This is a genomic window from Thalassospira sp. GO-4 (genome assembly GCF_023588965.1).
In the GTDB taxonomy this organism is placed as follows: Bacteria; Pseudomonadota; Alphaproteobacteria; order Rhodospirillales; family Thalassospiraceae; genus Thalassospira; species Thalassospira povalilytica.
In genome coordinates, this window is the sequence record NZ_CP097807.1 from 332524 (window position 1) to 355777 (window position 23254).

At 55.4% G+C, this 23254-nt stretch carries 22 protein-coding genes and 1 other RNA gene; 9 read left to right on the forward strand and 14 right to left on the reverse strand.

Features of this window, described 5'->3' with window-relative positions:
* The 12 genes from M9H61_RS01660 to M9H61_RS01715 all read right to left on the reverse strand — a co-directional run bounded on the left by M9H61_RS01660 (window position 1) and on the right by M9H61_RS01715 (window position 12307).
* On the reverse strand, window positions 1–1176 hold the full coding sequence (locus M9H61_RS01660; RefSeq protein WP_068518137.1) for a benzoate/H(+) symporter BenE family transporter: 1176 nt from the start codon (window positions 1174–1176) through the stop codon (window positions 1–3).
* 141 nt (window positions 1177–1317) lie between these two features.
* Entirely contained in the window at window positions 1318–2481 is a 1164-nt protein-coding gene (locus M9H61_RS01665) for a peptidoglycan -binding protein (RefSeq protein WP_068518136.1), read from the reverse strand.
* 4 nt (window positions 2482–2485) lie between these two features.
* Entirely contained in the window at window positions 2486–3670 is a 1185-nt protein-coding gene (locus M9H61_RS01670; protein ID WP_068518135.1) for a flagellar motor protein MotA, read from the reverse strand.
* Between the two features lie 12 nt (window positions 3671–3682).
* Window positions 3683–4963: an OmpA family protein gene (locus M9H61_RS01675; RefSeq protein WP_250283018.1), complete on the reverse strand. Its 1281-nt coding sequence runs from the start codon at window positions 4961–4963 to the stop codon at window positions 3683–3685.
* A gap of 266 nt (window positions 4964–5229) precedes the next feature.
* Entirely contained in the window at window positions 5230–6039 is an 810-nt protein-coding gene (locus M9H61_RS01680; protein ID WP_206927340.1) for an inositol monophosphatase family protein, read from the reverse strand.
* A gap of 53 nt (window positions 6040–6092) precedes the next feature.
* Window positions 6093–6659: an elongation factor P gene (gene efp / locus M9H61_RS01685; protein WP_068518132.1), complete on the reverse strand. Its 567-nt coding sequence runs from the start codon at window positions 6657–6659 to the stop codon at window positions 6093–6095.
* A 197-nt stretch (window positions 6660–6856) separates the two neighbouring features.
* Entirely contained in the window at window positions 6857–7498 is a 642-nt protein-coding gene (gene thiE, locus M9H61_RS01690) for a thiamine phosphate synthase (protein ID WP_250283019.1), read from the reverse strand.
* A gap of 63 nt (window positions 7499–7561) precedes the next feature.
* Window positions 7562–7990 carry a hypothetical protein gene (locus M9H61_RS01695; protein WP_250283020.1) on the reverse strand — a complete coding sequence of 143 codons (429 nt, stop codon included), beginning with the start codon at window positions 7988–7990 and terminating at the stop codon, window positions 7562–7564.
* Between the two features lie 13 nt (window positions 7991–8003).
* A complete protein-coding gene (locus tag M9H61_RS01700; RefSeq protein ID WP_250283022.1) occupies window positions 8004–8726 on the reverse strand; it encodes a spermidine synthase in 723 nt (240 codons plus the stop codon).
* 124 nt (window positions 8727–8850) lie between these two features.
* On the reverse strand, window positions 8851–9858 hold the full coding sequence (gene gap / locus M9H61_RS01705) for a type I glyceraldehyde-3-phosphate dehydrogenase (protein ID WP_068518128.1): 1008 nt from the start codon (window positions 9856–9858) through the stop codon (window positions 8851–8853).
* A gap of 113 nt (window positions 9859–9971) precedes the next feature.
* On the reverse strand, window positions 9972–11954 hold the full coding sequence (gene tkt, locus M9H61_RS01710; RefSeq protein WP_068518127.1) for a transketolase: 1983 nt from the start codon (window positions 11952–11954) through the stop codon (window positions 9972–9974).
* A 122-nt stretch (window positions 11955–12076) separates the two neighbouring features.
* Entirely contained in the window at window positions 12077–12307 is a 231-nt protein-coding gene (locus tag M9H61_RS01715; protein ID WP_206927344.1) for a hypothetical protein, read from the reverse strand.
* A gap of 68 nt (window positions 12308–12375) precedes the next feature.
* Between M9H61_RS01715 and M9H61_RS01720 the strand changes: the two genes are divergently transcribed.
* The 4 genes from M9H61_RS01720 to M9H61_RS01735 all read left to right on the forward strand — a co-directional run bounded on the left by M9H61_RS01720 (window position 12376) and on the right by M9H61_RS01735 (window position 14243).
* On the forward strand, window positions 12376–12642 hold the full coding sequence (locus tag M9H61_RS01720) for a hypothetical protein (RefSeq protein WP_068518125.1): 267 nt from the start codon (window positions 12376–12378) through the stop codon (window positions 12640–12642).
* Between the two features lie 3 nt (window positions 12643–12645).
* On the forward strand, window positions 12646–12984 hold the full coding sequence (locus M9H61_RS01725; protein WP_068518124.1) for a cell division protein ZapA: 339 nt from the start codon (window positions 12646–12648) through the stop codon (window positions 12982–12984).
* A gap of 160 nt (window positions 12985–13144) precedes the next feature.
* Window positions 13145–13305, forward strand: a non-coding RNA gene (ssrS, locus tag M9H61_RS01730) — 6S RNA.
* Window positions 13306–13427: 122 nt separating this feature from the next.
* Entirely contained in the window at window positions 13428–14243 is an 816-nt protein-coding gene (locus tag M9H61_RS01735; RefSeq protein WP_068518123.1) for a TIGR00282 family metallophosphoesterase, read from the forward strand.
* 112 nt (window positions 14244–14355) lie between these two features.
* Here the strand turns inward: M9H61_RS01735 and M9H61_RS01740 are convergent, their stop codons facing one another.
* Both M9H61_RS01740 and M9H61_RS01745 read right to left on the reverse strand, forming a co-directional pair.
* The gene (locus M9H61_RS01740; protein WP_250283025.1) at window positions 14356–16578 is read right to left on the reverse strand and encodes a methyl-accepting chemotaxis protein; all 2223 of its coding nucleotides are present in this window, start codon (window positions 16576–16578) and stop codon (window positions 14356–14358) included.
* 377 nt (window positions 16579–16955) lie between these two features.
* Window positions 16956–19070 (reverse strand): methyl-accepting chemotaxis protein, encoded by a 2115-nt coding sequence (locus tag M9H61_RS01745; RefSeq protein ID WP_250283027.1) that lies wholly within the window; start codon window positions 19068–19070, stop codon window positions 16956–16958.
* A gap of 547 nt (window positions 19071–19617) precedes the next feature.
* On the opposite strand from M9H61_RS01745, the gene M9H61_RS01750 reads away from it, so the two are divergent.
* The 5 genes from M9H61_RS01750 (at window position 19618) to M9H61_RS01770 (ending at window position 23247) form a co-directional block, all read left to right on the forward strand.
* Complete coding sequence (locus tag M9H61_RS01750; protein ID WP_068518120.1) at window positions 19618–20364, forward strand: YebC/PmpR family DNA-binding transcriptional regulator; 747 nt, start codon at window positions 19618–19620, stop codon at window positions 20362–20364.
* 84 nt (window positions 20365–20448) lie between these two features.
* Window positions 20449–21024, forward strand: a complete 576-nt coding sequence (gene ruvC / locus M9H61_RS01755; protein WP_068518119.1) for a crossover junction endodeoxyribonuclease RuvC — start codon at window positions 20449–20451, stop codon at window positions 21022–21024.
* Window positions 21021–21716, forward strand: a complete 696-nt coding sequence (gene ruvA, locus M9H61_RS01760) for a Holliday junction branch migration protein RuvA (protein ID WP_250283029.1) — start codon at window positions 21021–21023, stop codon at window positions 21714–21716. The genes ruvC and ruvA overlap by 4 nt, the downstream gene beginning before the upstream one ends.
* Window positions 21713–22786: a Holliday junction branch migration DNA helicase RuvB gene (ruvB, locus tag M9H61_RS01765; RefSeq protein ID WP_068518117.1), complete on the forward strand. Its 1074-nt coding sequence runs from the start codon at window positions 21713–21715 to the stop codon at window positions 22784–22786. The genes ruvA and ruvB overlap by 4 nt, the downstream gene beginning before the upstream one ends.
* Complete coding sequence (locus tag M9H61_RS01770; protein WP_068518116.1) at window positions 22786–23247, forward strand: YbgC/FadM family acyl-CoA thioesterase; 462 nt, start codon at window positions 22786–22788, stop codon at window positions 23245–23247. The genes ruvB and M9H61_RS01770 overlap by 1 nt, the downstream gene beginning before the upstream one ends.
* Window positions 23248–23254: the final 7 nt, after the last annotated feature.

Sequence of the window (23254 nt, forward strand, 5' to 3'; positions counted from 1 at the left end):
CTAGCGGTTCCTGAGATGGGTCAGAAGGTAAATCAGACCGCCGGCAAGCAATCCCCAGAATGCCCCGGAAATTCCATAGAATGTCAGTCCGGCGGCCGTAACGATAAAGGTCACGGCGGCGGCCTCGCGGGCGTCTTCCTCGCGAAAGGCGGCAACGGCTGATCCGGCAAAGGCGCCAATCAGGGCCAGTCCGGCAACCGCTTCGATCAGGATGCCCGGTGCAAGGCTGATAAAGGCCGTGACAAGACCGGCAAGCAATCCGAACACGATATAGAAAACACCGCCCGATACCGCCGCCCAATACCGTTTGGCCGGATCAGGATGGGCATCCTTGCCAGCGCACAGGGCCGCGGTGATGGCCGCCAGATTGACCGCATGACCACCGAACGGGGCCGAAAGCAGTGAAAAAATACCCGTCACGGTAAAAAGCGGGCCGGGCGGGGTGTCATAGTCATTGGCGCGCAAGACCGCCGTGCCCGGAATGTTTTGCGATGCCATGGTGACGATAAACAACGGAAGCGCAATGCCGACCAGACCACCAAGCGTGAAAACCGGCATCACAAATTCGACCGGCGGGGCGATCGATCCGCTTAAATCCGACAGCGCATTTTCCGGGAAGTCGACCCCGAAAATCATGACGGCGATAAAAGCCAGCAACGCCGCTGGCACCGCCAGAAGGCGGTTAAATCGCCCGACCACCAGCCAGGCAATCGCAATCGGCAGGCCAAGCAACGGGTCAAATGCAACCGCCTTGACCGGGGCCAGACACAGGCCCAGCAACACCCCGGCCAGCATTGCATTGGCAAGGGGCGCAGGAATGCCGGCAACGGCCCGACCCAACGGTTTCCACACGCCGCTTATGATGATCAGGATTGCACAGACGATAAACGCACCGACCGCAACCGCAAAGCCGCCTTCGATCGCACCGGATGTGGCAAGCAAAGCCGCACCGGGCGTTGACCAGGCAATGCTGATCGGAAGACGGGTCTTGAGCGACAGCACAATCGCACACAGACCCATGGAAATCGAAAGCGCCATCAGGCCCGATGCAGCTTGTTGCGGTGTTGCACCAACCGCACTCAGCCCCTGAAGGACAACAGCAAACGAACTGGCAGACCCGACAAAGCCTGCCAACAGGCCCATGAAAATACTCTGGGGCGAAATATCGCGCAGCATGGTGGCTCCGAAATATGGATGTTTTGATATCAAGGTGACGCGGTTTTCGACCCTAGCGGGAAGTCCTTGATCCCACCAGAAAAATTAAGGCCCCGAAGCATATGCCGCGGGGCCTTGTCAAAGATTTCTGTGTGGTTGATATCAGCGTTCAGTAATCTTGAACTCGATACGCCGGTTGCGGCGATAGGCGATTTCATCGTCGCGGTTATCAAGGGGTTGATATTCACCAAAGCCTGCTGCTACCAGCCGGTTGGGCGGGACGCCCTGATCGATCAGGAATTTGACCACCGATATGGCACGTGCCGATGACAATTCCCAGTTCGATGCGAATTTGAGGTTACGGATCGGAACCTTGTCCGTATGACCGTCAACACGCATGACCCAGTCAATATCGTCGGGAATTTCCGATGCAATCGTCGTCAGGGTCTGACCAAGTTTTGCCAGCTGTTCCTGACCTTCTTCGCCAAGATCGGCTGATCCCGATCCAAACAGAACTTCGGACTGGAACACAAAGCGGTCACCGACAACGCGGATATCCTGACGGTCGCCAAGAACTTCGCGCAGGCGGCCAAAGAACTCCGAACGATAACGCTGCAACTCGGCAACCTTGGTGGCAAGTGCCGCATTCAGGCGCTGTCCAAGATTGACGATCTGGGCTTCCTTGTCGGCATTCTCGCGTTCGGACGCCTCAAGTGCGGCTTCGATCTTTTGCAATTGCTGGCGCAGGGCAAGCATCTGCTGATTAAGGGCAGCGACCTGTGCCTGTGCTTCTGCGCTCAGATTTTTCTGGGTTTCAAGTTCCGATGCCCGCGAGGCGAGCAGGGCAGAAAGTTCTTCGATGCGGGTTTCCTGATCGGCGATCTTTTCTTCGCTGTTGCTGCGCAGTTCCGAAAGCTCTGTCTCCTTGGTTTCAAGGGTCGCCAAAGCAGCAAGAAGCTTCTTCTCGATCTCGTCAGCCGAAAGTTTGGCATCGGCAAGCTGGGTCGCAAGGGCGGCTGCGCGGGACTTCAAGTCGTCACGCTGGTCGCTGGTATTGGAAAGCTCGGTGGTCAACTGGGTCAGTTCCAGTTCCATCCGCTGATTGTTTCCACGTTCAAGCGACAAAAGATTGGTCAGCTCGTTGACCTGGGCGGTCAAATCGCTCAGTGCCTCGTCACGTCCCGAAAGGGCGGCACCCAGATAAACCTGCGCAATGACAAAGATCATCAGAAGAAAGATGATCACCATCAAAAGCGTTGCCAGCGCATCAACGAAGCCCGGCCAGGTATTCACATCGCGGTTACGACGGCGCGAAAGCCCGATCATGCGATCAGCCCTCCTCGGCGATGGCGGCGATGGTACGGGCCAGAAGCTTGATCTCGCTTCTGATTTCCTGTGTGGATTGCTGGCGGCCGACGGTCAGTTCTTCGGCGACACGGCCAAGCTGGTTATCAAGCGAACGGATATGGGCGCGCGTGTTGTCGTCAATCCCGAAGCTGCCCATTTTCATGGAGTCCGCCAGTTGATCAAGCACCGGTTTCAGGTGCATCTGGTTTTCCGCCAGCTTGACCATCAATTGCTGTTCGGCCTTCATCTGATCGGTCAGGGTCGACAATTTGTCGGCCAGGTCAATCAGGGTATTGTGCGACTTGATTTGGGAACTTTCCGAACGCTGGATGGAATTTTGCAGTCCTTCCATATTGTCGGCCATCTGTTCGATCAGTGCCGAAAGATAGGCCGGAACCGATTGTTCGCCATCCGAAAGCGCGCTTCCCGAACCCAGACGGGTGAAGCTTGAAAGCCATTCTTCAAGATCGTTGAAGAACCGGTTCTGGGCCTGACCGGCCTGCATATCCAAAAGACCAAGTGCCAGCGAACCGGCAAGACCAAACAGCGAGGACGAGAACGCCGTCCCCATGCCGCTCAGCGGCTCTGACAGGCCTTCCTTAAGATCAGAGAACCACAGATCCATGTTCGATCCGCTGCCGACATTGACATTGCCAATGACGTCGGCAACCGAGTTCACGGTCTGAAGCAGGCCCCAGAAGGTACCCAACAGACCAAGAAACACCAGAAGACCAACGATATAGCGCGACAATTCGCGGCTTTCATCAAGGCGCGACCGGATGGAATCAAGGATGGTGCGGGTCGATGTCGTCGAAAGTTGCGGGCGATCGCGGCGCTGTTCGGCCATCATGCTGGCCATCGGGGCCAGAAGTTTCGGCGGAACCTGTGATGTCAGACCGGGGCGGGACCGACGGAAATCCTCGATCCAGGTGACTTCCGGTGACAGGCTGGCAGCCATGCGGAAGGTGTAAATCACCCCGACGACAAATACGCCAAGGATCAAGCCATTAAGAACAGCATTGGCCATAAAGGCATCAGACAATGCAGGGAACAGCAGGGCGCCGACCCCGACGATGATGGCAACAAAGATCGCCATACGTGTCAGATAACTTCCGGGTTTGGTAATGGGCAGGAGCGTACCTGCACCATTGGCCGATTGACTGCTCATGATGGATTAATCCTAGCGTTGAACGGTTTTGATATCGACGCGATCGGCAGGGCCGGACGGAACATTCGCACCCAGGGCACGAACATCAATGCGCGTTGAACGCACGCCCTGATCAATCAGATAGGAACGAACCTGAAGCGCGCGCGACAGCGACAGGCGGCGCGCCTTGGATGCATTGGCACCATCGCCCTGGGCATAGGCCTGAAGCTGGATACGAAGACTGTCATCCTTGTTCATTGCCGAAATCACCTGATCAAGCGCGCTTTTGGCCTGACCGGTCAGCTCAAAGCTGTCTGCGGCAAAGCCAAGGCTGTATTCGTCACTGCCAGCAGCCGGCATCGGGGCCGGTGCGGACTGGTTTGCCGGGGGAATGGCTGCTTCCTCGGCGGCCGGTGCCGGTGCCGGTTCTGCTTTCGCTGCTGGGGCTGTTTCCGCCATGGTGGCGGCTGATTGTGTGGTGTCGGGTGACGGTGCCGGCGGCGGGGGAACTTCGTTGCCCTTGGCAATCGGTTCGACGACCGGTGCACTTGGTGCCGACGATGCGCCACTGTCATCAGACAAAAGCGGCGGGGCCTTTGGCGGTTCGACCATCTCGGCCGTTTCTGTCGCCGGGGCAGGTGCCGGTGATGATACAGGTGCAGATGTGGACGCTGCTGCCACCGATGTTGCCTGTGCCGGGCTCGAAGCCGGTGCTTCGGCCATGACCGGTGCGGCTGGTGCCGATGTCGGTGCCGGGGCAGATGCCGGTTTGGTCAGCGGTGTGGGCGCATTTGCATTTGATGTGCTGCTGGCAACCGCGACCGGTGCGGCAGGCTTGCTGCGCGGCGCAGACGTCGGTGCAGGCTGTTCAAGGGCGATGACCTGATTGGCACCATCATCCATTGCGGCTGACGGGTTTACACCCGGAACACCATAAAATTCTGATTGGGTCGGAAATGCGCTGCCGCCAGCCGAACCATCAATGACAACCGTCTCAAAGTCGCTGTCATAGGTGCCTGCACTGCCGGTTTCGGCAAACTGGTTGCTGGCAAGAAATTCGGATTTCGGTTTGGTTTCCGGAAAGATCAGATCACCACCGGGCATCACGATATGTTCGCGTGATACGGACGGTGAAAGATATTGCGGGACGGTTGGCTGATCACCAAAACCGTCTGCGACGTCCCAGTTTACCTGGACGCTATTGTCAACCGAGACGGGGGAGTATTGCTGTGCGGATGCGTTCGCAGCAAAGAACACGGTGGTTCCCAGTGCAGCCGACATCGCAAGCACGGAAATCTTGGAATACCCCTTCATCAAATCGCAGGCCCCTTAATACCCTGTGTTTGAAATCGTCTTATAACGTTTTTCTTTTTTACACAGTTTTGTGTCGATCGTTAGGCACCCGGAAAAATTATCGAATGCCACCCCTGTTTTCTGGCAGCCCGTCAAATGGCTACGCAGTACCATGCACCATAGCTTAGAGACAGATAATGGACAACCGCTTTGACCGATAAAGCAAAAGGGGCACTTCGGTAAATTCCGAAGTGCCCCTTTCAAAAAACGGTAATAAAAGCGGGATGTTAGTCCGTGATCGCTTTCTTAAGCGTTTTGGCCAGAACCGGCTGTATATAGTCGTTGGCTGCAACCACGCTGCCGGTACCAAGCATGTTGGTGCCGCCATTGGCGTCGCGGACATAACCGCCAGCTTCGGTCACGATCAAAAGACCCGCTGCAATGTCCCAGGCATTGAGATGTGCTTCCCAATAGCCGTCATAACGACCGGCTGCGACATAGGCCAGATCAAGGGATGCGGCACCCATGCGACGAACACCCGCACAACGGTCCATGACCGAATGCAGCTGTTTTTCGAATGCAGCATGATCACCATGACCAAGATGCGGAACGCCACAAGCCAGAACACATTCGTTCAAACGACGGCGGCCGGAAACACGCAGGCGACGGTTGTCAAGAAACGCACCAAGGCCCTTTTCCGCCCAGAAGCACTCATCCTTGGCAACGTCATAAATCATGCCAGCGATGATTTCGTCACCCTTCTGAAGGGCAACCGAAATGGCAAAATGCGGAATGCCATGCAGGAAGTTGGTGGTGCCATCAAGCGGATCAATGATCCAGCGATGTTCCGGATCGGAACCCTTGACCTCACCGCCTTCTTCAAGAAGGAAGCCGTAACCCGGACGGGCACGTTCAAGTTCTTCACGCAGGCGTTTCTCGGCACGGTGATCAGCCGCAGATACGAAATCTGCCGGGCCTTTCATCGACACCTGAAGGTTTTCGACTTCACCGAAGTCGCGTTTCAGTCCATAGGCTGCCTTTTCGACAGCCTTGTACATAACGTTGATATTCGCAGAACGACGGGCGGCGCCTCGCACGGCATATCTCCCGGTGTTTGAATTAAAGAAAAACCGAAGGGCAGGGAACGCCCTTAGTCCTTGGCACGCTCGATATAGGTGCCTTCAACCGTGTTCACGACAATGCGCGTACCCGATTCAATATGCGGGGGCACCATCACACGAACACCGTTTTCAAGAACGGCCGGTTTGAAAGAAGAAGACTGGGTCTGACCTTTGACAACAGCATCGGCTTCGACAATCTGGAAGACGACATGTTCCGGAAGGGTCACGCCAAGCGGCTCACCTTCGAAGGATTCGATGGTAACAACCATGCCATCCTGAAGATAAACAGCGGGTTCGCCAACAAGGTCGGAATTGATCGTGATCTGATCATAGGTTTCGGTGTCCATGAAGGTGATCATGTCACCATCGGCGAACAGGTAGGTGTATTCTTTCTGCTCAAGGCGAACCTTTTCGACGGTTTCCGATGCACGGAAACGCTCGTTCAGCTTGGTGCCGGTACGAATGTCTTTAAGTTCAACCTGGTTAAAAGCACCGCCTTTACCCGGCTTTACAGCCTGGCATTTTACTGCACGCCACAGGGCACCTTTATGTTCGATAAGGTTACCCGGACGGATTTCGTTGCCGTTGATTTTCATGGCACCAACCGTTCTTTCAGATCACAGATTCACAATGCAATAGGGGGCACTCGCCCCATTTAAGGGGCTCTAACTATCAGTTTGGCTGTTTTGCTGCAAGCAGATTGATCAGGGTTATCGCGCATGACAGCCCGTCATTCCCGCATGGCTGGGGCCAAGCTTTTGCCACCCCTGACATTTTACGATGTCAGTCTGTCTCAGGCCTCGGTTGCGGCAATTGCTGCCTTGATGGCCCTGGCACCGGCTTCGGGGCCGTCCGGATGGTTCCAGACCCCGCCGGTCACGGCGACAAAATCCGCCCCGGCCAGAACAATCGGGGCGACATTGTCCGCGGTGATGCCGCCGATGGCAACACATGGCACCGTGGTAAAGGTCGTCCAGATTTCAAGGATTTCCGGCGTAACGCTGGTTTTGGCTTCTTTGGTCTGGGTCGGGTAAAACGCGCCAAAGGCAACGTAATCCGCACCCTTTTCACCAAGGATCATCGCGCGATGGCGGCTGTCATAGCACGATACACCAACGATATGTTCCTCGCCCATGATGGCGCGCGCCTCGTCATAGCTGGCGTCTTCTTCGCCAATATGGACACCGTCACAGCCGGCCTTTTTGGCAATGTCGGGGCGATCATTAAGGATCAGCGGAATGTCGCGGTCGTTACACATCGGCAGGATGGTATCGATCGCCTTGCGGATTTCATCATCGCTGACATCTTTCAGGCGAAGCTGCAGGCAATCAACCGCACCGGTATCAAGAACCGACTTCAGCGTCTCGCCAAAGGATGCAAGTTCGATTTTCGGCGGGGTCAAAAGATAAAGACCGGCAAGTTCGTCAGTGTTCACGGTGATAATTCCTGATGATTTCCTGCGTGTTATGTAACGCCTGGCGCTGCTTTTGGCAATTGCCTAGCCAAGGCTGGCACCAAGGCGCCGGTCAAGTTCATGATCGGGAAGCCGGTGGTCTTCCATCTCGTATATCGCATCGGACGGGGGCGGGGCTGTGAAAACCTGACATCCGCGTTGCCGACCCATGTCGCGCAGGTTTTCGGTTTGTTTGTCGCCCGGCGGATCAATGATCACGCCATCCAGACCGATTTCAAGTGCCGCCAGAGCCCCCGACATGCGCCCGCGACAATCAAGAATGGCGCGAAAGGCCGCAGTCGGAAACTCATCGCGTGTCAGCCCGACCAGATCGGCAAACCACTGTGCCCCGTTGATTTGGGCGGCATGTTCAGGCGACAGCAAAACAAATGGCCGGTCGGCCAACACACGACAGGCCGATTTGGCACCTTTGATGCCATGAATGCGAATGACCGGATCGTGAAATACCGTCATCGGCAGGACCGTCTTACGATGCTTTGCGTGCGATATAGACCGTATTGATATCTTCACGGTCAATCAGCGGATGGCGGAATGTAATGACCTCGGCGCGAATGTCGTCAAAGGCCGCCGCCAGATTTTCTTCAAACCAGGGTTCGGGCAATTCCGTGGACCAAAGTGCAAAGACCCCGCCGGGCACCAGATGTGTCGCAAGTTTCTGCAAGCCGTCCTTTGTATAAAGGCGCTTGTGATCGTCATGCAAAACATTGCCCGGTGAATGATCAACATCAAGCAGAATGGCATCATGTCTGGTATCGGGGCGTTGCGGGTTCATGCCCGCAATACCGGAAAGTGATGCGCCAAAGAAATCCGCATGAACCAGTTCGCAGCGCCGATCACCCGAAAGCTGTTCACCAAGTGGCAGCAATCCCTGCTGGTGCCATTCGATGACTTCGGGAAGGGTATCAAGAACCGTAAGCTTTCCGGTCTTCGGATTGTCGAGTGCCGCCTTTGCGGTATAACCAAGGCCCAGTCCGCCAACCACAACATCAAGGTTGTCACCGGCAAGGTCCGCCAGCCCAAGGTCGGCCAGCGCGATTTCAGCATCGGTAAACAGGCTTGACATCAGGTATTCGTCATCAAGCTTGATTTCATAAACATCGATATCAAGGCTGAGCTCGCGACGTCGGCGCAGGCTCAAAACCCCCATCGGGGTCGGTCGATAATCGAGTTCCTTGAACAATAGGCTCACGGTCTGGTTCCTTTGCGTTGACCGGGCGGGCAGGGTGACGGCAAGACTGACCGATTGGCCACCAAAAGAAAAGAGCCCGAAGCAGAATACTTCGGGCTCTTTCCAAATTCGGATCAAACGAAGCTTAGAGGAACTTCGCCATGGCGACAGCGGTGTCGCTCATACGGTTGGAGAAGCCCCACTCGTTGTCATACCAGGACAGGATACGAACAAAGTTGCCATCCATGACCTGGGTCTGGGTCGCATCAAAGGTCGAGCTGTTCGGGTTATGGTTGAAATCAACCGAAACCAGCGGTGCTTCGCAAACGCCAAGAACGCCTTTGAGCGGACCGTTTGCAGCTTCTTTGATGGCGGCGTTGACTTCATCAACGGTGGTGTCACGGCCAGCAACGAAGGTCAGGTCAACCATGGAAACGTTCGGGGTCGGAACGCGGATGGCGGTGCCATCGAGTTTGCCCTTGAGTTCCGGAAGAACAAGACCAACAGCCTTGGCTGCACCGGTCGAGGTCGGGATCATCGAAAGCGATGCCGAACGTGCACGGCGCAGGTCCTTGTGCAGGCTGTCCACGGTGTTCTGGTCGCCGGTGAAGGCGTGAACAGTGGTCATGAAGCCTTTGGTGATGCCAACGGTCTTGTTCAGAACGTCTGCAACCGGTGCCAGGCAGTTGGTGGTGCACGAAGCGTTCGAAACGATGACGTCATCAGCCGTCAGGGTGTCGGAGTTAACACCGTAAACAACGGTCTTGATATCGCCCTTTGCCGGGGCCGAAATCAGAACGCGTTTTGCGCCAGCGGTCAGGTGCTTGCCTGCGCCGGCTTCGTCAAGGAAGATACCGGTGCATTCAAATGCGATATCAACATTCAGCGCTGCCCACGGCAGGTTCGCCGGGTCACGTTCGGAGCAAACCTTGATGGCTTTGCCGTCAATGACCAGGTTATCGCCTTCGGCTTTGACTTCGTTGGCAAGAACGCCATGAACGGAATCATATTTCAGAAGATGTGCGTTGGTGTTGACGTCACCCAGGTCGTTGATGGCAACAACTTCAACGTCGGTGCGACCGCTTTCAACGATAGAACGCAGAACAAGACGGCCGATACGACCAAAACCATTAATCGCTACGCGAATAGCCATTCATCCCTCCAAAATTATAATGATTGGTACCTGGGGAGTATCAATCACGGCTTAGGGTTCAAAACCCATAGAAAAAAGGCCGGATCGGCATGTTACCGATCCGGCCCTGTAAATTAAACCAGTTCCTTGGCTGCTTTGACCAGCGCGTCGGCAGTGATGCCGAAATGCTCGTAAAGAACCGGGGCCGGGGCCGAAGCACCGAAACCGTGCATGCCGATAACCTTTCCGTTATCGCCAACATATTTTTCCCAGCCAAACACCGACAGGGCTTCGATGGCAACGCGCGGTGCGCTGCCCAGAACGTCCTTGCGGTATTCCGGCGACTGGGCGTCAAACAGTTCCCAGCTCGGCAGCGAAACAACAGCGGCATTGATGCCGTCTGCTTTCAGCTTGGCCTGCGCATCAACTGCGATCTCGACTTCGGAGCCGGTCGCAATCAGGGTAACCTGACGATCGCCATCGCAATCGGAAATCACATAACCGCCACGTGCGACAAGGTTGTCTTCACGATAATCGGTACGCAGCGTCGGCAGGTTCTGGCGGGTCAGTGCCAGAACGGTCGGGCCGCTTTCATTGGTGATGGCCATTGCCCATGCTTCTGCCGTCTCGACTGCGTCCGCCGGGCGGATCACGGTGACGTTCGGCATCGCACGCAGCGACGCAACATGTTCGACCGGCTGATGGGTCGGGCCGTCTTCGCCAAGACCGATGGAATCATGGGTCATGACATAAACAACGCGCTGGTTCATCAAAGCCGACAGGCGGATCGACGGGCGGCAATAATCGGTAAAGACCAGGAAGGTCCCGCCATAGGGCAGAACGCCGCCATGCAGGGCCAGACCGTTCATGGCTGCTGCCATGCCGTGTTCACGGATACCGTAATAGATATACGCGCCTTCATAACCGCCTTCGGCAGTGATCGGTGCCTGAACGCCGGTCTTGGTGTTGTTCGAACCGGTCAGGTCGGCAGAACCGCCGATCATTTCCGGGATCGCTTTGGTCAGAACTTCAAGAATGTTCTGCGAAGCCTTACGGGTCGCGACTTTCGGCTGATCAGCGGTGATCTGCTTTTTGTAGTCGTTGAACGCTTCGATCCAGTTTTCCGGCAGTTTGCCTTCGACGCGGCGCTCGAACTCGTCTTTCAGACCAGCTTCAAGACCTTCGAAACGTGAACCCCAGGCATTGAAATCATCCGCACCGCGGCTACCGGCTGCAAGCCAAGCTTCGCGAATGTCGGCCGGGATTTCGAACGGCTCGTAATCCCAATTCAGTTTCTTGCGCATGCCGGCAAGTTCTTCGGCGCCAAGGGCAGCACCGTGCGTTGCCGAACTACCAGCTTTGGTCGGTGCGCCAAAACCGATCTGGGTTTTGCAAGCGATCATCGACGGGGTGTTGGTGGTTTTTGCCTTGGCAATGGCGGCTTCGATGGCGACCGGGTCGTGGCCGTCAATTTCCTGAACATCCCAGCCAGCAGCTTCGAAGCGCTTGGTGTGATCTTCAGACGTCGAAAGCGAGGTCGGGCCGTCAATCGAAATGCCGTTATCGTCAAACAGAACGATCAGTTTCGAAAGTTTCATGTGACCGGCCATCGAAATGGCTTCCTGCGAGATGCCTTCCATCAGGCAACCGTCGCCCGCAATCACATAGGTGTAGTGATCAACAACATCATCGCCAAAACGGGCATTCATGATGCGTTCGCCAAGTGCGAAACCGACCGAGGTCGCAATACCCTGACCCAGCGGGCCGGTGGTGGTTTCGATGCCTGCGCCATGGCCGAATTCCGGGTGGCCGGCAGTGCGGAAGCCCATCTGACGGAAATTCTTGATCTGATCAAGATCGAAATCTTCGTAACCGGTCAGGTGCAGAAGCGAATAAAGAAGCATCGAGCCGTGACCAGCCGACAGGATGAAACGGTCGCGGTCCGGCCAGTTCGGGTGCTTCGGATCGAATTTCAAGAATTTGGTGTAAAGAACAGTCGCAACGTCTGCCATGCCCATCGGCATGCCGGGATGTCCGGAGTTGGCTTTCTCAACAGCGTCTGCCGAGAGGAAGCGGATGGCATTGGCCATGCGGTTGTGTTCTACTTGCGTCGTCATGTGATGCGGTTCCTGGGGGTTTCGCGGTCGGGCGATGAAAACACTTTAAATACGGTTATTCCATAATTAACGGAATTCGCGCGGAAGATGCCCTTATGGGGGGCATCCGTCAACCGCTTCTGTCAAAAAACGACGCCTGTTACCCGGATTCCGGCTAACAGATGTGTCGGTTGTGCATGGCTGCGGATCGCCATGCTGACCGGTTTGTGATTGGCACCCCGTGTTTTCCTGATGTTATCACCAATGTCGGCTTGCGGTGTTTTTGCCGTCAGCCGGGCAAAAATGTTGTTGATCAGGGTGTCGGGTGTTAAAGCCATGATCATGACATCTTCACAGGTCTTGATAAGGCCCATAGTGATTCGTCACAGATCAATTCGTTCTGTGGTCTAGGGAAAAACAGCAAACAATCGGGTAATAATCCATGTCGCGGTTGCAACAGGCAAGTGATCGACTGAAATCAGCATTGGACCGTCTGGAACTGGCAGCGGAGTCGGCCATCAGTCAGAAAAATCAGTCCGCCGTTTCAGACACCCAGGAAGTTGAAGCGTTGCGTGCGCAACTTTCGGCGATGCGCGCGGATTATGATCGTCTGACCGAGGCAACCGAAACGGTTTCCGCCCGGCTCGACGGTGCAGTAGATCAGCTTAAATTCGTTCTTGCCGAAGACCCCGTAAAGAAACAGGCGTAATCCATGGCACAGGTATCCATCCGCATTAATGGTCGCAGCTACGACATCGCATGTGATGACGGGCAGGAAGATCGCATTCACGCCCTTGCGGGTTATGTGAATGACCGTGTTAAGGAAATTGCCGATGCGGTCGGCCAGATCGGGGAACAGCGTTTGCTGGTCATGACCAGCCTGCTGATTGCCGATGAACTTGGCAATGCGCAGGAACAGCTCGCAAACCAGACCCCGCAACAGCCACAACCGGTCGGTTTGTCCGATGCGCAAAGTGATGAGCTGGCTGAAAATATCGAAACAATGGCCGCCCGGGTCGAAGCCATCGCCGACAAGCTTGCACAAAGCTGATTGCCGATTATCTGCGATCCGTGATCGTACGATGGTCAGATGCGGGGTGGGGACGCTGACAAATGCGTGTAATCCACTTGAAATTCCAATGACCGGGGACTAAGTTCCCGTCGCTGACCGTTTGCGATGCGCCGTACGCGGCGATCAAGAACCCAGCATAAGGGGGCTGCCCTGTTCGTCAGGTTCGCTAATTCCCGGGGCCGATGCTCATTTCTCTAGGGAGCTGTCCCTTGCCAGGCCGTGGTCTGGTTATACGGCGCCCACCTGCACCTGCAGGTCACGAGGAATTACCACATGGCCAACGGCAGCGGCGGCTCCCGCTTATCTTATTGAACAAATCCCTTCTCCTTTGCGTAATGCAGTATGCGGTGCGTCCCGGATCAGGGAGCATTGCTAAAATCATGCCTGCAAGTTGAGGTATGTAAAAAAACACAGGAAAGAATATGCGTTTACTTCATCTTGGCGACGTTCTCGGCCAAACCGGCCGCAAGGCAGCGCTGGAAGCATTACCGATGCTTCGCGATCGCCTGTCTGTTGATATCGCTGTGGTGAATGTCGAAAACGCGGCCCATGGTTTCGGTGTGACCGCCAAAATCTGCAAGGAATTCTACGCGGCGGGGGCGGATGTCCTGACCACCGGCAACCATGTCTGGGATCAACGCGAAATCATCGCCTATATCGACGAGGATGAAAAACTCCTGCGTCCCTGGAATTTCCCTGATGGGACGCCGGGCAATGGCGATTACGTGTTCAAAACCAGATCGGGCAAGAAGGTCTGCGTCATCAATATGATGGGCCGTCTTTTCATGGATCCGCTTTCCTGCCCGTTCCAGGGCGCGGACAAGCTGTTTGGCAAGCACAAGCTGGGCAAGAATGTCGATGCGATCATTCTGGATTTCCATGCCGAAACCACGTCGGAAAAGATGGCGTTTGGTCATCATTGCGACGGGCGGGCATCGCTTGTACTGGGCACGCATACCCATGTGCCAACGGCGGATGCGCAAATTCTTCCAAATGGTACGGCCTATCAGACCGATGTTGGCATGTGTGGTGACTTTGATTCCGTCATCGGCATGAAAAAGGAAAACTCGGTTCGCAAATTCCTGACCAAAATGCCGTCCGGTCGTTTTGAACCGGCCGAAGGCCCGGCGACCGTGTGCGGTGTGTTTGTCGAAACCGATGACAAGACCGGCCTGGCCAAACGTATTGAATCGGTTCGCATCGGCGGACGCCTTAAGGGCAGCTGGCCAAGCGCCTGATCGCCCCTGCAATCAGATTGCATATACGGATCAACCTGATCCGCGATGAAAAAAAGGCCCACCAACCGGTGGGCCTTTGTCATTCAGATTGGAACCGTCGGGCAGGGCGCGATCACGCTGCGCGATCACGGGCCTGCTGACGCAGATCTTCAAGGATGCTGGCGATACGATTGCGCATCTCGCCGACTTTTTCGGATGCAGCCCGCGACGTGGTCAGAACTTCGCCCGACAACTGACCGGTGCGCCCGGTTTCATTGGCGACCTCGGTGATCGATGCCGATACCGCACGGGTACGATCAGCAGCACCACGAACATTGCGGCTGATCTCGTCGGTGGCGGCACCCTGTTCCTCGACCGCGGCGGAAATCGTCGTGGCAATCTGATTAAGATTATCAATGATTGTCCCGATTTCACCGATTGCGGTCACGGACTCACCGGTGGCCTTCTGAATACCGGAAATCTGACCTGCAATTTCTTCGGTCGCCTTTTCGGTCTGGTTGGCCAGGTTTTTAACCTCGGCGGCAACCACGGCAAAGCCTTTGCCGGCATCACCGGCACGGGCGGCCTCGATCGTCGCATTCAGTGCCAGCAGGTTGGTCTGTTCGGCGATGTCGGTGATCAGGGCGATCACTTCGCCAATGCGGCCGGCCGATTGTGACAGGCTGACAACCAGCTCGTTGGTGTGCTGGGCCCGCTGGGCGGCTTCGTTGGAAATGCGGGTGGTTTCCGCCATCTGACGGTTGATTTCCGCATTCGAACTTGAAAGCTGCTCGGTCGCGGCGGCAACGGTTTCGACATTGCCGGTTGCTTCCTGTGCCGATGTCGACACATCTTCGCTTTGGCTTGAAACCAGTTCGGCACTTTCGGTCATCTGACCGGAAACACCCTGAAGCTGTTCGCCAAGGGCGGCGATTTCGTTCACTGCGGTTTCCACTTCCCCCTGAAGGGTATCGGCAAGACCAAGCAGCTCATCACGAAGGGCCTCGTTGCGTTCACGGTTAAGGCGCTCTTCCTCGGCCTGCATGTCGCGGACCTTGATGGCGTTTTCCTTGAACACGTCAACCGCGCGACCCATGGCGCTGATTTCGTCATTGCCCTTGGACGGGACATCAACCGCAAGATCCCCGGCTGCCAGTGCAACCATGGTTTTCTGCAAGCCGGCCAGACGGCGCAGAAGGTTGCCCCGCACATAGAATACAAAGATCAAAAGCGGCAAAAGAACCGCCAGCGCACCGACCGCATACATCACATAGGTGCTCTGGATGCTAAGCGTATTGGCCGCACCGGCAGAACGGTCAACACCGGTCTGCAAGGCCTCGACCAATGCATTCACACCACTTTCCATGGTGGTTGCGTAATCGGCGCTTTCAATAACAACTTCACCCTGTTCCTTGATCAGTTGCAGTTCGGCCAGACGCAATGCCGGAATGCTCTGATCCCCGACGGCAAGCGTTTTGATGTCGCCCATCAGGTCGGAATAATATGTTTGAAGTTTCTTGTTTTCGAGATTCTTGATCAGGGTCTCGATGGTGCCGATCGCCCCGTTGACCTGCACGCCGATGATTTTCAGGCGGGTTTCGTCCGTGCTTGATGCCGCGGCCAGAATTGTGTTGGCCATATCACCGCCAAGTTTCGACAGCTCAAGAATCGGTGCACGTTCGGCAATCGTCTGATCAAGCTTGACCAGAAGCTCGGTGCCCTGGGTCTTCTGATCCAGCGTCAGGAAAGAACCGCTTTTGCGGATGTCTTCAACCTGGGTGCCGATGTTGGAAATCTGGTTCTGCGACATTGCCAGCAATGGCTTGAGCATCGAACCAAACCGGTTATTGAGCTGCTGAAACTTATCAAGACTTTCTGCCAGCTTGTTGGCGGCGTCAAAACGGCGAAGCGTGGTGTCGTGCAGTTTCTCAAGATTATCGGCAAGGTTTTTGCCGTTGGTTTCAATATGAGACAGCGATGCGGGCGGCAGGCCGGACTGCGACAGCTGTTCAAGTTTCTCGCGCAGACTGTCAAGCAGCATGTCCAGTTCGATCTTGACGACCTGTTCTTCTTCCGGGGACGTGGCGGCAACGATGCGCGGTGCGGATGCGACAACCTTTACGCTATCGGTGGCCAACTGCTGGGCGGTGAACATTGGTGGCAGCTGGGCATGGGTGATTTCGTCAAGCTGGCTGCCAAATTTGTTGAATGAAAAGACCGAAACAGTTGCGGCAAGCACAGCGATCAGACCGACAAGAAAGAACGCACCGGCAAGCTTTTCACGGACACCAAGTCCCGATGTTTTTGTTTTACTGGATGGCGACGGGGAGCTGCCGCGCTTGAATTTAAGTCCCATAGTTCATGATACCCCATAGACGAATGAGTCCCGTGCCGACACACGTGCTGTGTCGACCTGCTTATTGTGGGTCTCTCAGATGTAGCTTCCCTGGATATGTCACTTTAAGGGTAGGGCCGGTCTGCCAGGTTGTGGGGCGGCTTGATCGGAAAAAGCGACTTTTCTGTTATAGTTAAAGCCCATATAGCACATTGCACGCAAACTAAGCATGAGTTTTTATGCTTAAACAGACGTATAGGTTGTGCGGTTTTGCTACGGGTTTTTACGGGCGTTTCTGCCGAATTTCCGATAAATCGGATGCCCGGTCACAAGGGCAAAATGAAAAAGGGCCCGCCGGATGGCGGACCCTTTCAGTCAGGATGGTGTCGATTCTTCGATCAGGAAGCAGCCCGATCATGCGCCTGTTTGCGCAAGTCATCGAGAATGCCGTTGATCCGCGACCGAAGGTTTTCAACTTTTTCCGATGCGTTCTGGGCTGTGGCCAGAACCTGGCTGGACAGTTCGCCGGTTTTACCGGTTTCACTGGCAACCTCGGTGATTGACGCCGATACCGAACGGGTACGGTCCGCAGCACCGCGCACGTTGCGGGTGATTTCATCGGTTGCGGCACCCTGTTCTTCGACTGCGGCCGAAATGGTGGTGGCGATTTCATTGATGTTTTCAATGATGCGGCCAATGTCACCAATCGCGTTGACAGATTCACCGGTGGCTTTCTGGATACCGGCAATCTGACCCGAGATTTCCTCGGTCGCTTTTTCGGTCTGGTTGGCAAGGTTTTTGACCTCGGCAGCAACAACGGCAAAGCCTTTGCCGGCATCACCGGCACGGGCGGCCTCGATGGTCGCGTTAAGGGCCAGAAGGTTGGTCTGCTCGGCGATGTCGGTGATCAGGGCGATCACTTCGCCGATGCGATCAGCCGACTGCGACAGGCTGACAACCAGTTCGTTGGTCTGCTGTGCGCGGGTCGATGCTTCGCTCGAAATGCGGGTTGATTCCGCCATCTGACGGTTGATTTCCGCATTCGATGCCGAAAGCTGCTCGGTTGCGGCTGCAACGGTTTCGACATTGCCGGTGGCTTCCTGTGCGGAATTGGCAACATCTTCGGTCTGACCCGATACCAGTTCGGCGCTCGATGTCATCTGACCGGAAACACCCTGAAGCTGATCACCAAGGGCGGCGATCTCGTTCACGGCACTTTCAACTTCGTTCTGCAGCGTATCGGCAAGACCCAGAAGCTCGTCACGAAGGGCTTCGTTACGTTCACGGTTAAGACGCTCTTCCTCGGCCTGCATTTCGCGAACCTTAAGGGCGTTGTCCTTAAAGACTTCAACCGCACGGCCCATGGCGCTGATTTCGTCATTGCCCTTGGCCGGGACATCAACGTCAAGATTGCCATCCGCCAGCTGAACCATGGTTTTCTGAAGACCGCCAAGACGACGCAGAACGTTACCGCGGACATACAGAACATAGATCAGAAGCGAAATGATGATCGCGATTGCGGCAACTGCGGCAAGTGCGGTCAGGCCCTGCTTTTCAACAATACCGGCTTCGGCGGCGGCTTCGGCGACTTCCTGGTTCAGACCGGCAACCAGTTCGGCAACGCTTGCGCGCATCGCGTTGGCATATTCGCCACTCTGCACAACCAGTGCCTGGCTTTGTTCGCTGGCTTCAAGTTCGCGTTTGCGAAGATCCGGAAGGCTGCCTTCGCCGACCGAAAGCTTCTGCATCTTGTCGATCAGATCGACATAAAATGCCTTCAGACGGTCATTGCCGATGGCATCAAGCTGGCTCAGCGCGTCGCTATAGGTGCCGCGAATACGCACCGGAATGATCGAAAGACGCACCGCCTGGGTTTCCGTGGTGCTCGAAATGATCATGTTCGACGCAGACGATCCAAGACGCTCAATGTCAAGGATCGGGGTGCGGGTCTCGATGGCAGAAGAATATTTCTGGAAGACTTCAAGAATTTCTTCCTTGTCGGTGCTGAATTTCTTTGCCGGGTCATCTTTAAGCGATGCGGCGAACTGGCCACCCTGGGAAATATCGTTCTGCGTATAGGACAGAACCGGTTTCAGGGTATCTGCATACCGTTTGGACAGGTTCTGGAATTCTGTAAGTTTTTCAGCTTTTTCGTTGGCAATCTGGAAACGTTCCTGCGTTACCGCATGAAGCTTTTCAAGGTTGTCCTGCAAAAGACCGCGATTGTCATTGATGCTTGCAATGACCTCGGGCATGAAGCCGGTGGCTTCGATTTCGTTGATTTTCGAAACCAGTGCCTGAAGACGGATAGCAAGTTCGTCATTGATCGCGTTTTCTTCATCCGTGTTGGCGGATGCAACGATACGCGGTGCAATGGCGACAATTTCTGCACTTTCGGTTGCCAAGGCCTGTGCCGCAGCAATAGGCGGAAGCTTTTCTTCCGTGATGGTCGTAAGAGCATCACCGAATTTGTTGAAGGATACAGCGCCGACAACAGCGGAAATAACCGCCATCAATCCAACCAGAGCAAATGAAATCAGTAACTTGCTTTGGACCCCGAATTTAGTTCCCATTCTATCTAACCTTTGTTTCCTGACTGTTCCCGTATGGCTTCTGTGTCCATTCGGGTTGTTTCGGCCGCCTGAAAAGAAAATGGTCTTTTCAACCAGGCCGGAATCTTGGACCCCGGAGAGTGTTCTTCTTTAGTTTAATAAGTTACATTCGTATTATTAATGAAAGAATATCTTTGCGACTGCAACATCTAACCAAACCGAAGCTGTAAAATGCAAGAAAATTGCCACCTGGATTGGTGGTGTGATCTGCGGTCGGGGGCGGTTCATTCCCGGTGATCTTGGCAGCGATACCAAGCATCGCTGGACCTTGGCAGGTAAACAGGCTATAGGAGCGGTCGAAATTTTCGTTCGTACCTGCTGCAAACGACACAAAGCATTGTCTTGCAGATGTCCGGACGGGCTGGTCTGACAGGGAACTCCCGCATGACCGGCGTGGTATCACCCGATACCGTTCCACATCGAGTTCAATGAATACAGGTTTTAGGTTATGGCCGGCCATTCCCAATTTAAGAACATTATGCACCGCAAAGGTGCCCAGGATAAAAAACGCGCCAAGATCTTCACCAAGCTTGCCCGCGAAATCACGGTTGCGGCAAAAATCAGCGAAGACATTGACAGCAACCCGCGTCTGCGTGCTGCGATCGCGGCGGCCCGCGGTCAGAACATGCCCAAGGACAACATCGAACGCGCCATCAAAAAGGCGACCGGTGCAGGCGAGGGCGACAATTACGAAGAAGTCCGCTACGAAGGTTATGGCACCGCTGGTGTTGCCGTCATCGTCGAAGCCCTGACTGATAACCGTAACCGTACTGCGTCCGAAGTGCGTGCTGCCTTTGCAAAAAGCGGTGGCAACCTTGGCGAAACCGGTTCGGTCGGCTTTATGTTCAACCGTCTTGGTGAAATCGTCTATCCGGCGGATGCCGCTGATGCTGACGAAATCTTCGAAGCGGCCCTCGAAGCCGGTGCGGCAAACGTTGAGTCTGATGAAAACAGCCACGTTGTTGATACCGAACTTGAAGACCTGAACGCTGTTCGCGAAGCGCTGACCGAAAAGTTTGGCGATCCGGAAAGTGCGAAAATGGTCTTCCGTGCCGTGACCGAGGCCGAAATCAATGTCGAACAGGCCCAGAGCATCATGAAGCTTGTTGATGTTCTTGAAGACAATGATGACGTCCAGAACGTCTGGACCAACGTTGCCTGGACCGACGAAATCGTCGCTGGTCTCGATAACTAGACTTGTTTAAAAACCACTCCCCCGAATATGGTTGCAAACGCCATCATGTTCGGGGGCGGTTTGATGCCCGCCCTTCATGTTTGAATGGCGGGTGTTTTGTATCTGGCTTCCGGGAAATGGGGTGACATAGTGGTCCGCGTACTTGGAATTGACCCCGGTCTGCAACGCACGGGCTGGGGGGTGATCGACCTTCAGGACAACCGGATGCGCCATGTCGCCAACGGCATTGTCACATCCACCCAGTCGCTAAGCCTTGCCGAACGCCTTGATCAGCTGCATTCCGGCCTGATCGAGGTGATCCAGACCTGGGACCCGGACGAGGCCGCGGTCGAAGAAACCTTTGTCAACAAGAACCCGGTATCCACCCTTAAGCTCGGTCAGGCACGCGGTGTTGCCTTGCTCGCACCGGCGCGCAATGGCATTCCGGTAACGGAATATACACCCAATGCCGTCAAAAAGACTGTTGTCGGTGCCGGTCACGCCGCCAAGCAACAGGTCGAAATGATGGTTTCGACCCTGCTTCCGGGATGTGAAATTGCCGGGGCGGATGCGGCCGATGCGCTTGCGGTGGCGATCTGTCACGCGCAACATGCCGGGAACCGGTCGCTTGCGGCAAGCATGGCGGCCAAACCAACAGGAAACGGGAGACGATACAGGTGATCGCGAAACTGCGCGGAATTGTCGATTTCATTGGCGAAGACAGCGTCATCATTGATGTGAATGGCGTTGGCTATCTTGTGTTTGCCTCGCGCCGCACGCTTTCCATGTTGCCGCCAAAGGGCGGGGATGCCGGTTTGATGATCGAAACCCACGTTCGCGAAGATCACATTCACCTGTATGGCTTTGCCGATAACGCCGAAAAACAGTGGTTTTCGTTGCTGACCACCGTACAGGGGGTGGGGGCCAAGGTTGCCCTTGCCCTGTTGTCGGTGCTGAGTCCGACCGATCTTTTGCGTGCCCTTGCCGCTCAGGATACGACGGCATTGTGCCGCGCACCTGGCATCGGGCCCAAGGTCGCAACCCGCATTGTTGGCGAACTCAAAGACAAGGCCGCAAAGCTTAATCTTGGTCCGGTGGCCGCACCGGCAAGCCCGGCTGTGGAACCCGCCAAGCCGGAAGCCAAGGCAAAGAAAACCGCAAAATCCAAAACAGATGTGAAAATCGACACAGCCCCGGCCGAACCGGTCGTGGATGATAGTGTCGTAATGGCGGATGCCGTATCGGCACTGGTCAATCTTGGTTATGGCCGGTCCGAAGCCTTCGGTGCGGTCGGCAAGGCCGCCCAGCAGGCAGGCGATGACAAGACAATCGATACCCTGATCCGTCTGGGACTAAAGGAGCTTAGCGCGTGAGCGAAGAAGAAGACCGTCTGCTCAGTGGTGAGCGCCGCGAAGAAGACCATCAGGAAGGATCGCTGCGTCCGCGCCGGCTCGATGATTTCACCGGTCAGAAAGAAGTGCGCGAAAACCTTGATGTCTTCATTCAGGCGGCTCGTGCGCGTGAAGAGGCCATGGACCATGTCCTGTTCTTCGGTCCGCCCGGACTCGGCAAAACCACGTTGTCGCAAATTGTTGCCAGTGAACTTGGCGTCGGTTTCCGCGCAACGTCCGGTCCGGTCATTGCCAAGGCAGGCGACCTTGCCGCTCTTTTGACGAACCTTCAGCCGCGCGATGTTCTGTTCATTGACGAAATTCACCGTTTGAACCCGGCGGTTGAGGAAATCCTCTATCCGGCGATGGAAGATTTCCAGCTTGATCTGATCATCGGCGAGGGGCCGGCAGCCCGTTCGGTGCGTATCGATTTGCCGCCCTTTACCCTGGTTGGTGCGACCACGCGTTCGGGGCTTTTGACCACGCCGCTGCGTGATCGTTTCGGCATTCCGCTGCGTCTGCGGTTCTATGAGCCCGAAGAACTGGTTTCGATTGTGTCGCGCGGTGCGCGGTTGTTGAATTTCGACATGACCGAAGAAGGTGCGATGGAAATTGCACGCCGGTCGCGCGGTACGCCGCGTATTGCCGGCCGTTTGTTGCGACGTGTGCGTGACTTTGCCGCCGTGGCCGAAAAGTCACCGGTTGATAAATTTATTGCAGATGCGGCGCTGACCCGGCTTGAGGTCGATAACCTTGGTCTGGACAGTCAGGACCGTCGCTATCTTAATTGTATTGCCGGAAATTACGGTGGTGGACCGGTCGGGGTTGATACCCTTGCTGCGGCCCTGTCGGAAGAACGCGACACCATCGAAGACGTGATCGAGCCATATCTGCTTCAGCAGGGCTTGATCCAGCGCACCCCGCGCGGGCGCATGCTGGGCATCAAGGGGTTCCAGCATCTTGGTCTGACGCCGCCGCGTGAAGCGGGCGGAATGCCGATGTCCGATCTTTTTGACAGTCAGGGTAATGGATCATCAAGGAGCGATTCCTGATGGGACAGGACACGCATGATGCCCTGTTGGGCTACATGGACGGCAAACGTCACATTTATCCTTTAGTCGTATTTTATGAAGATACCGATGCCGGCGGCATCGTGTATCACGCCAACTATCTTGCATTTGCCGAACGTGCGCGTTCAGCGATGCTTAACCTGTTGGGCTTTACCAATCGAAATGTTGCAGAACGCCACAAAGTTGCCATAGCCGTTCGACACTGTACGCTCGATTTTCGTCGCGCCGCTCAGTTGGAAGACCGCCTGACGGTGGAAACCAGGGTGATTAAGCTAGGGGGCGCATCACTCGGGTATGAACAAAAGATCATGCGCGGCGAAGAAGAACTTGTGGTGATCGAGATTTATCTCGCCTGCATGTCGTTGGAAGAACTTCGGGCACAAAGACTGCCCGAAGAATTAAGAACAGTATTTAGTCGATATCTGGATGTGAACAAGGACTAACGGGAAT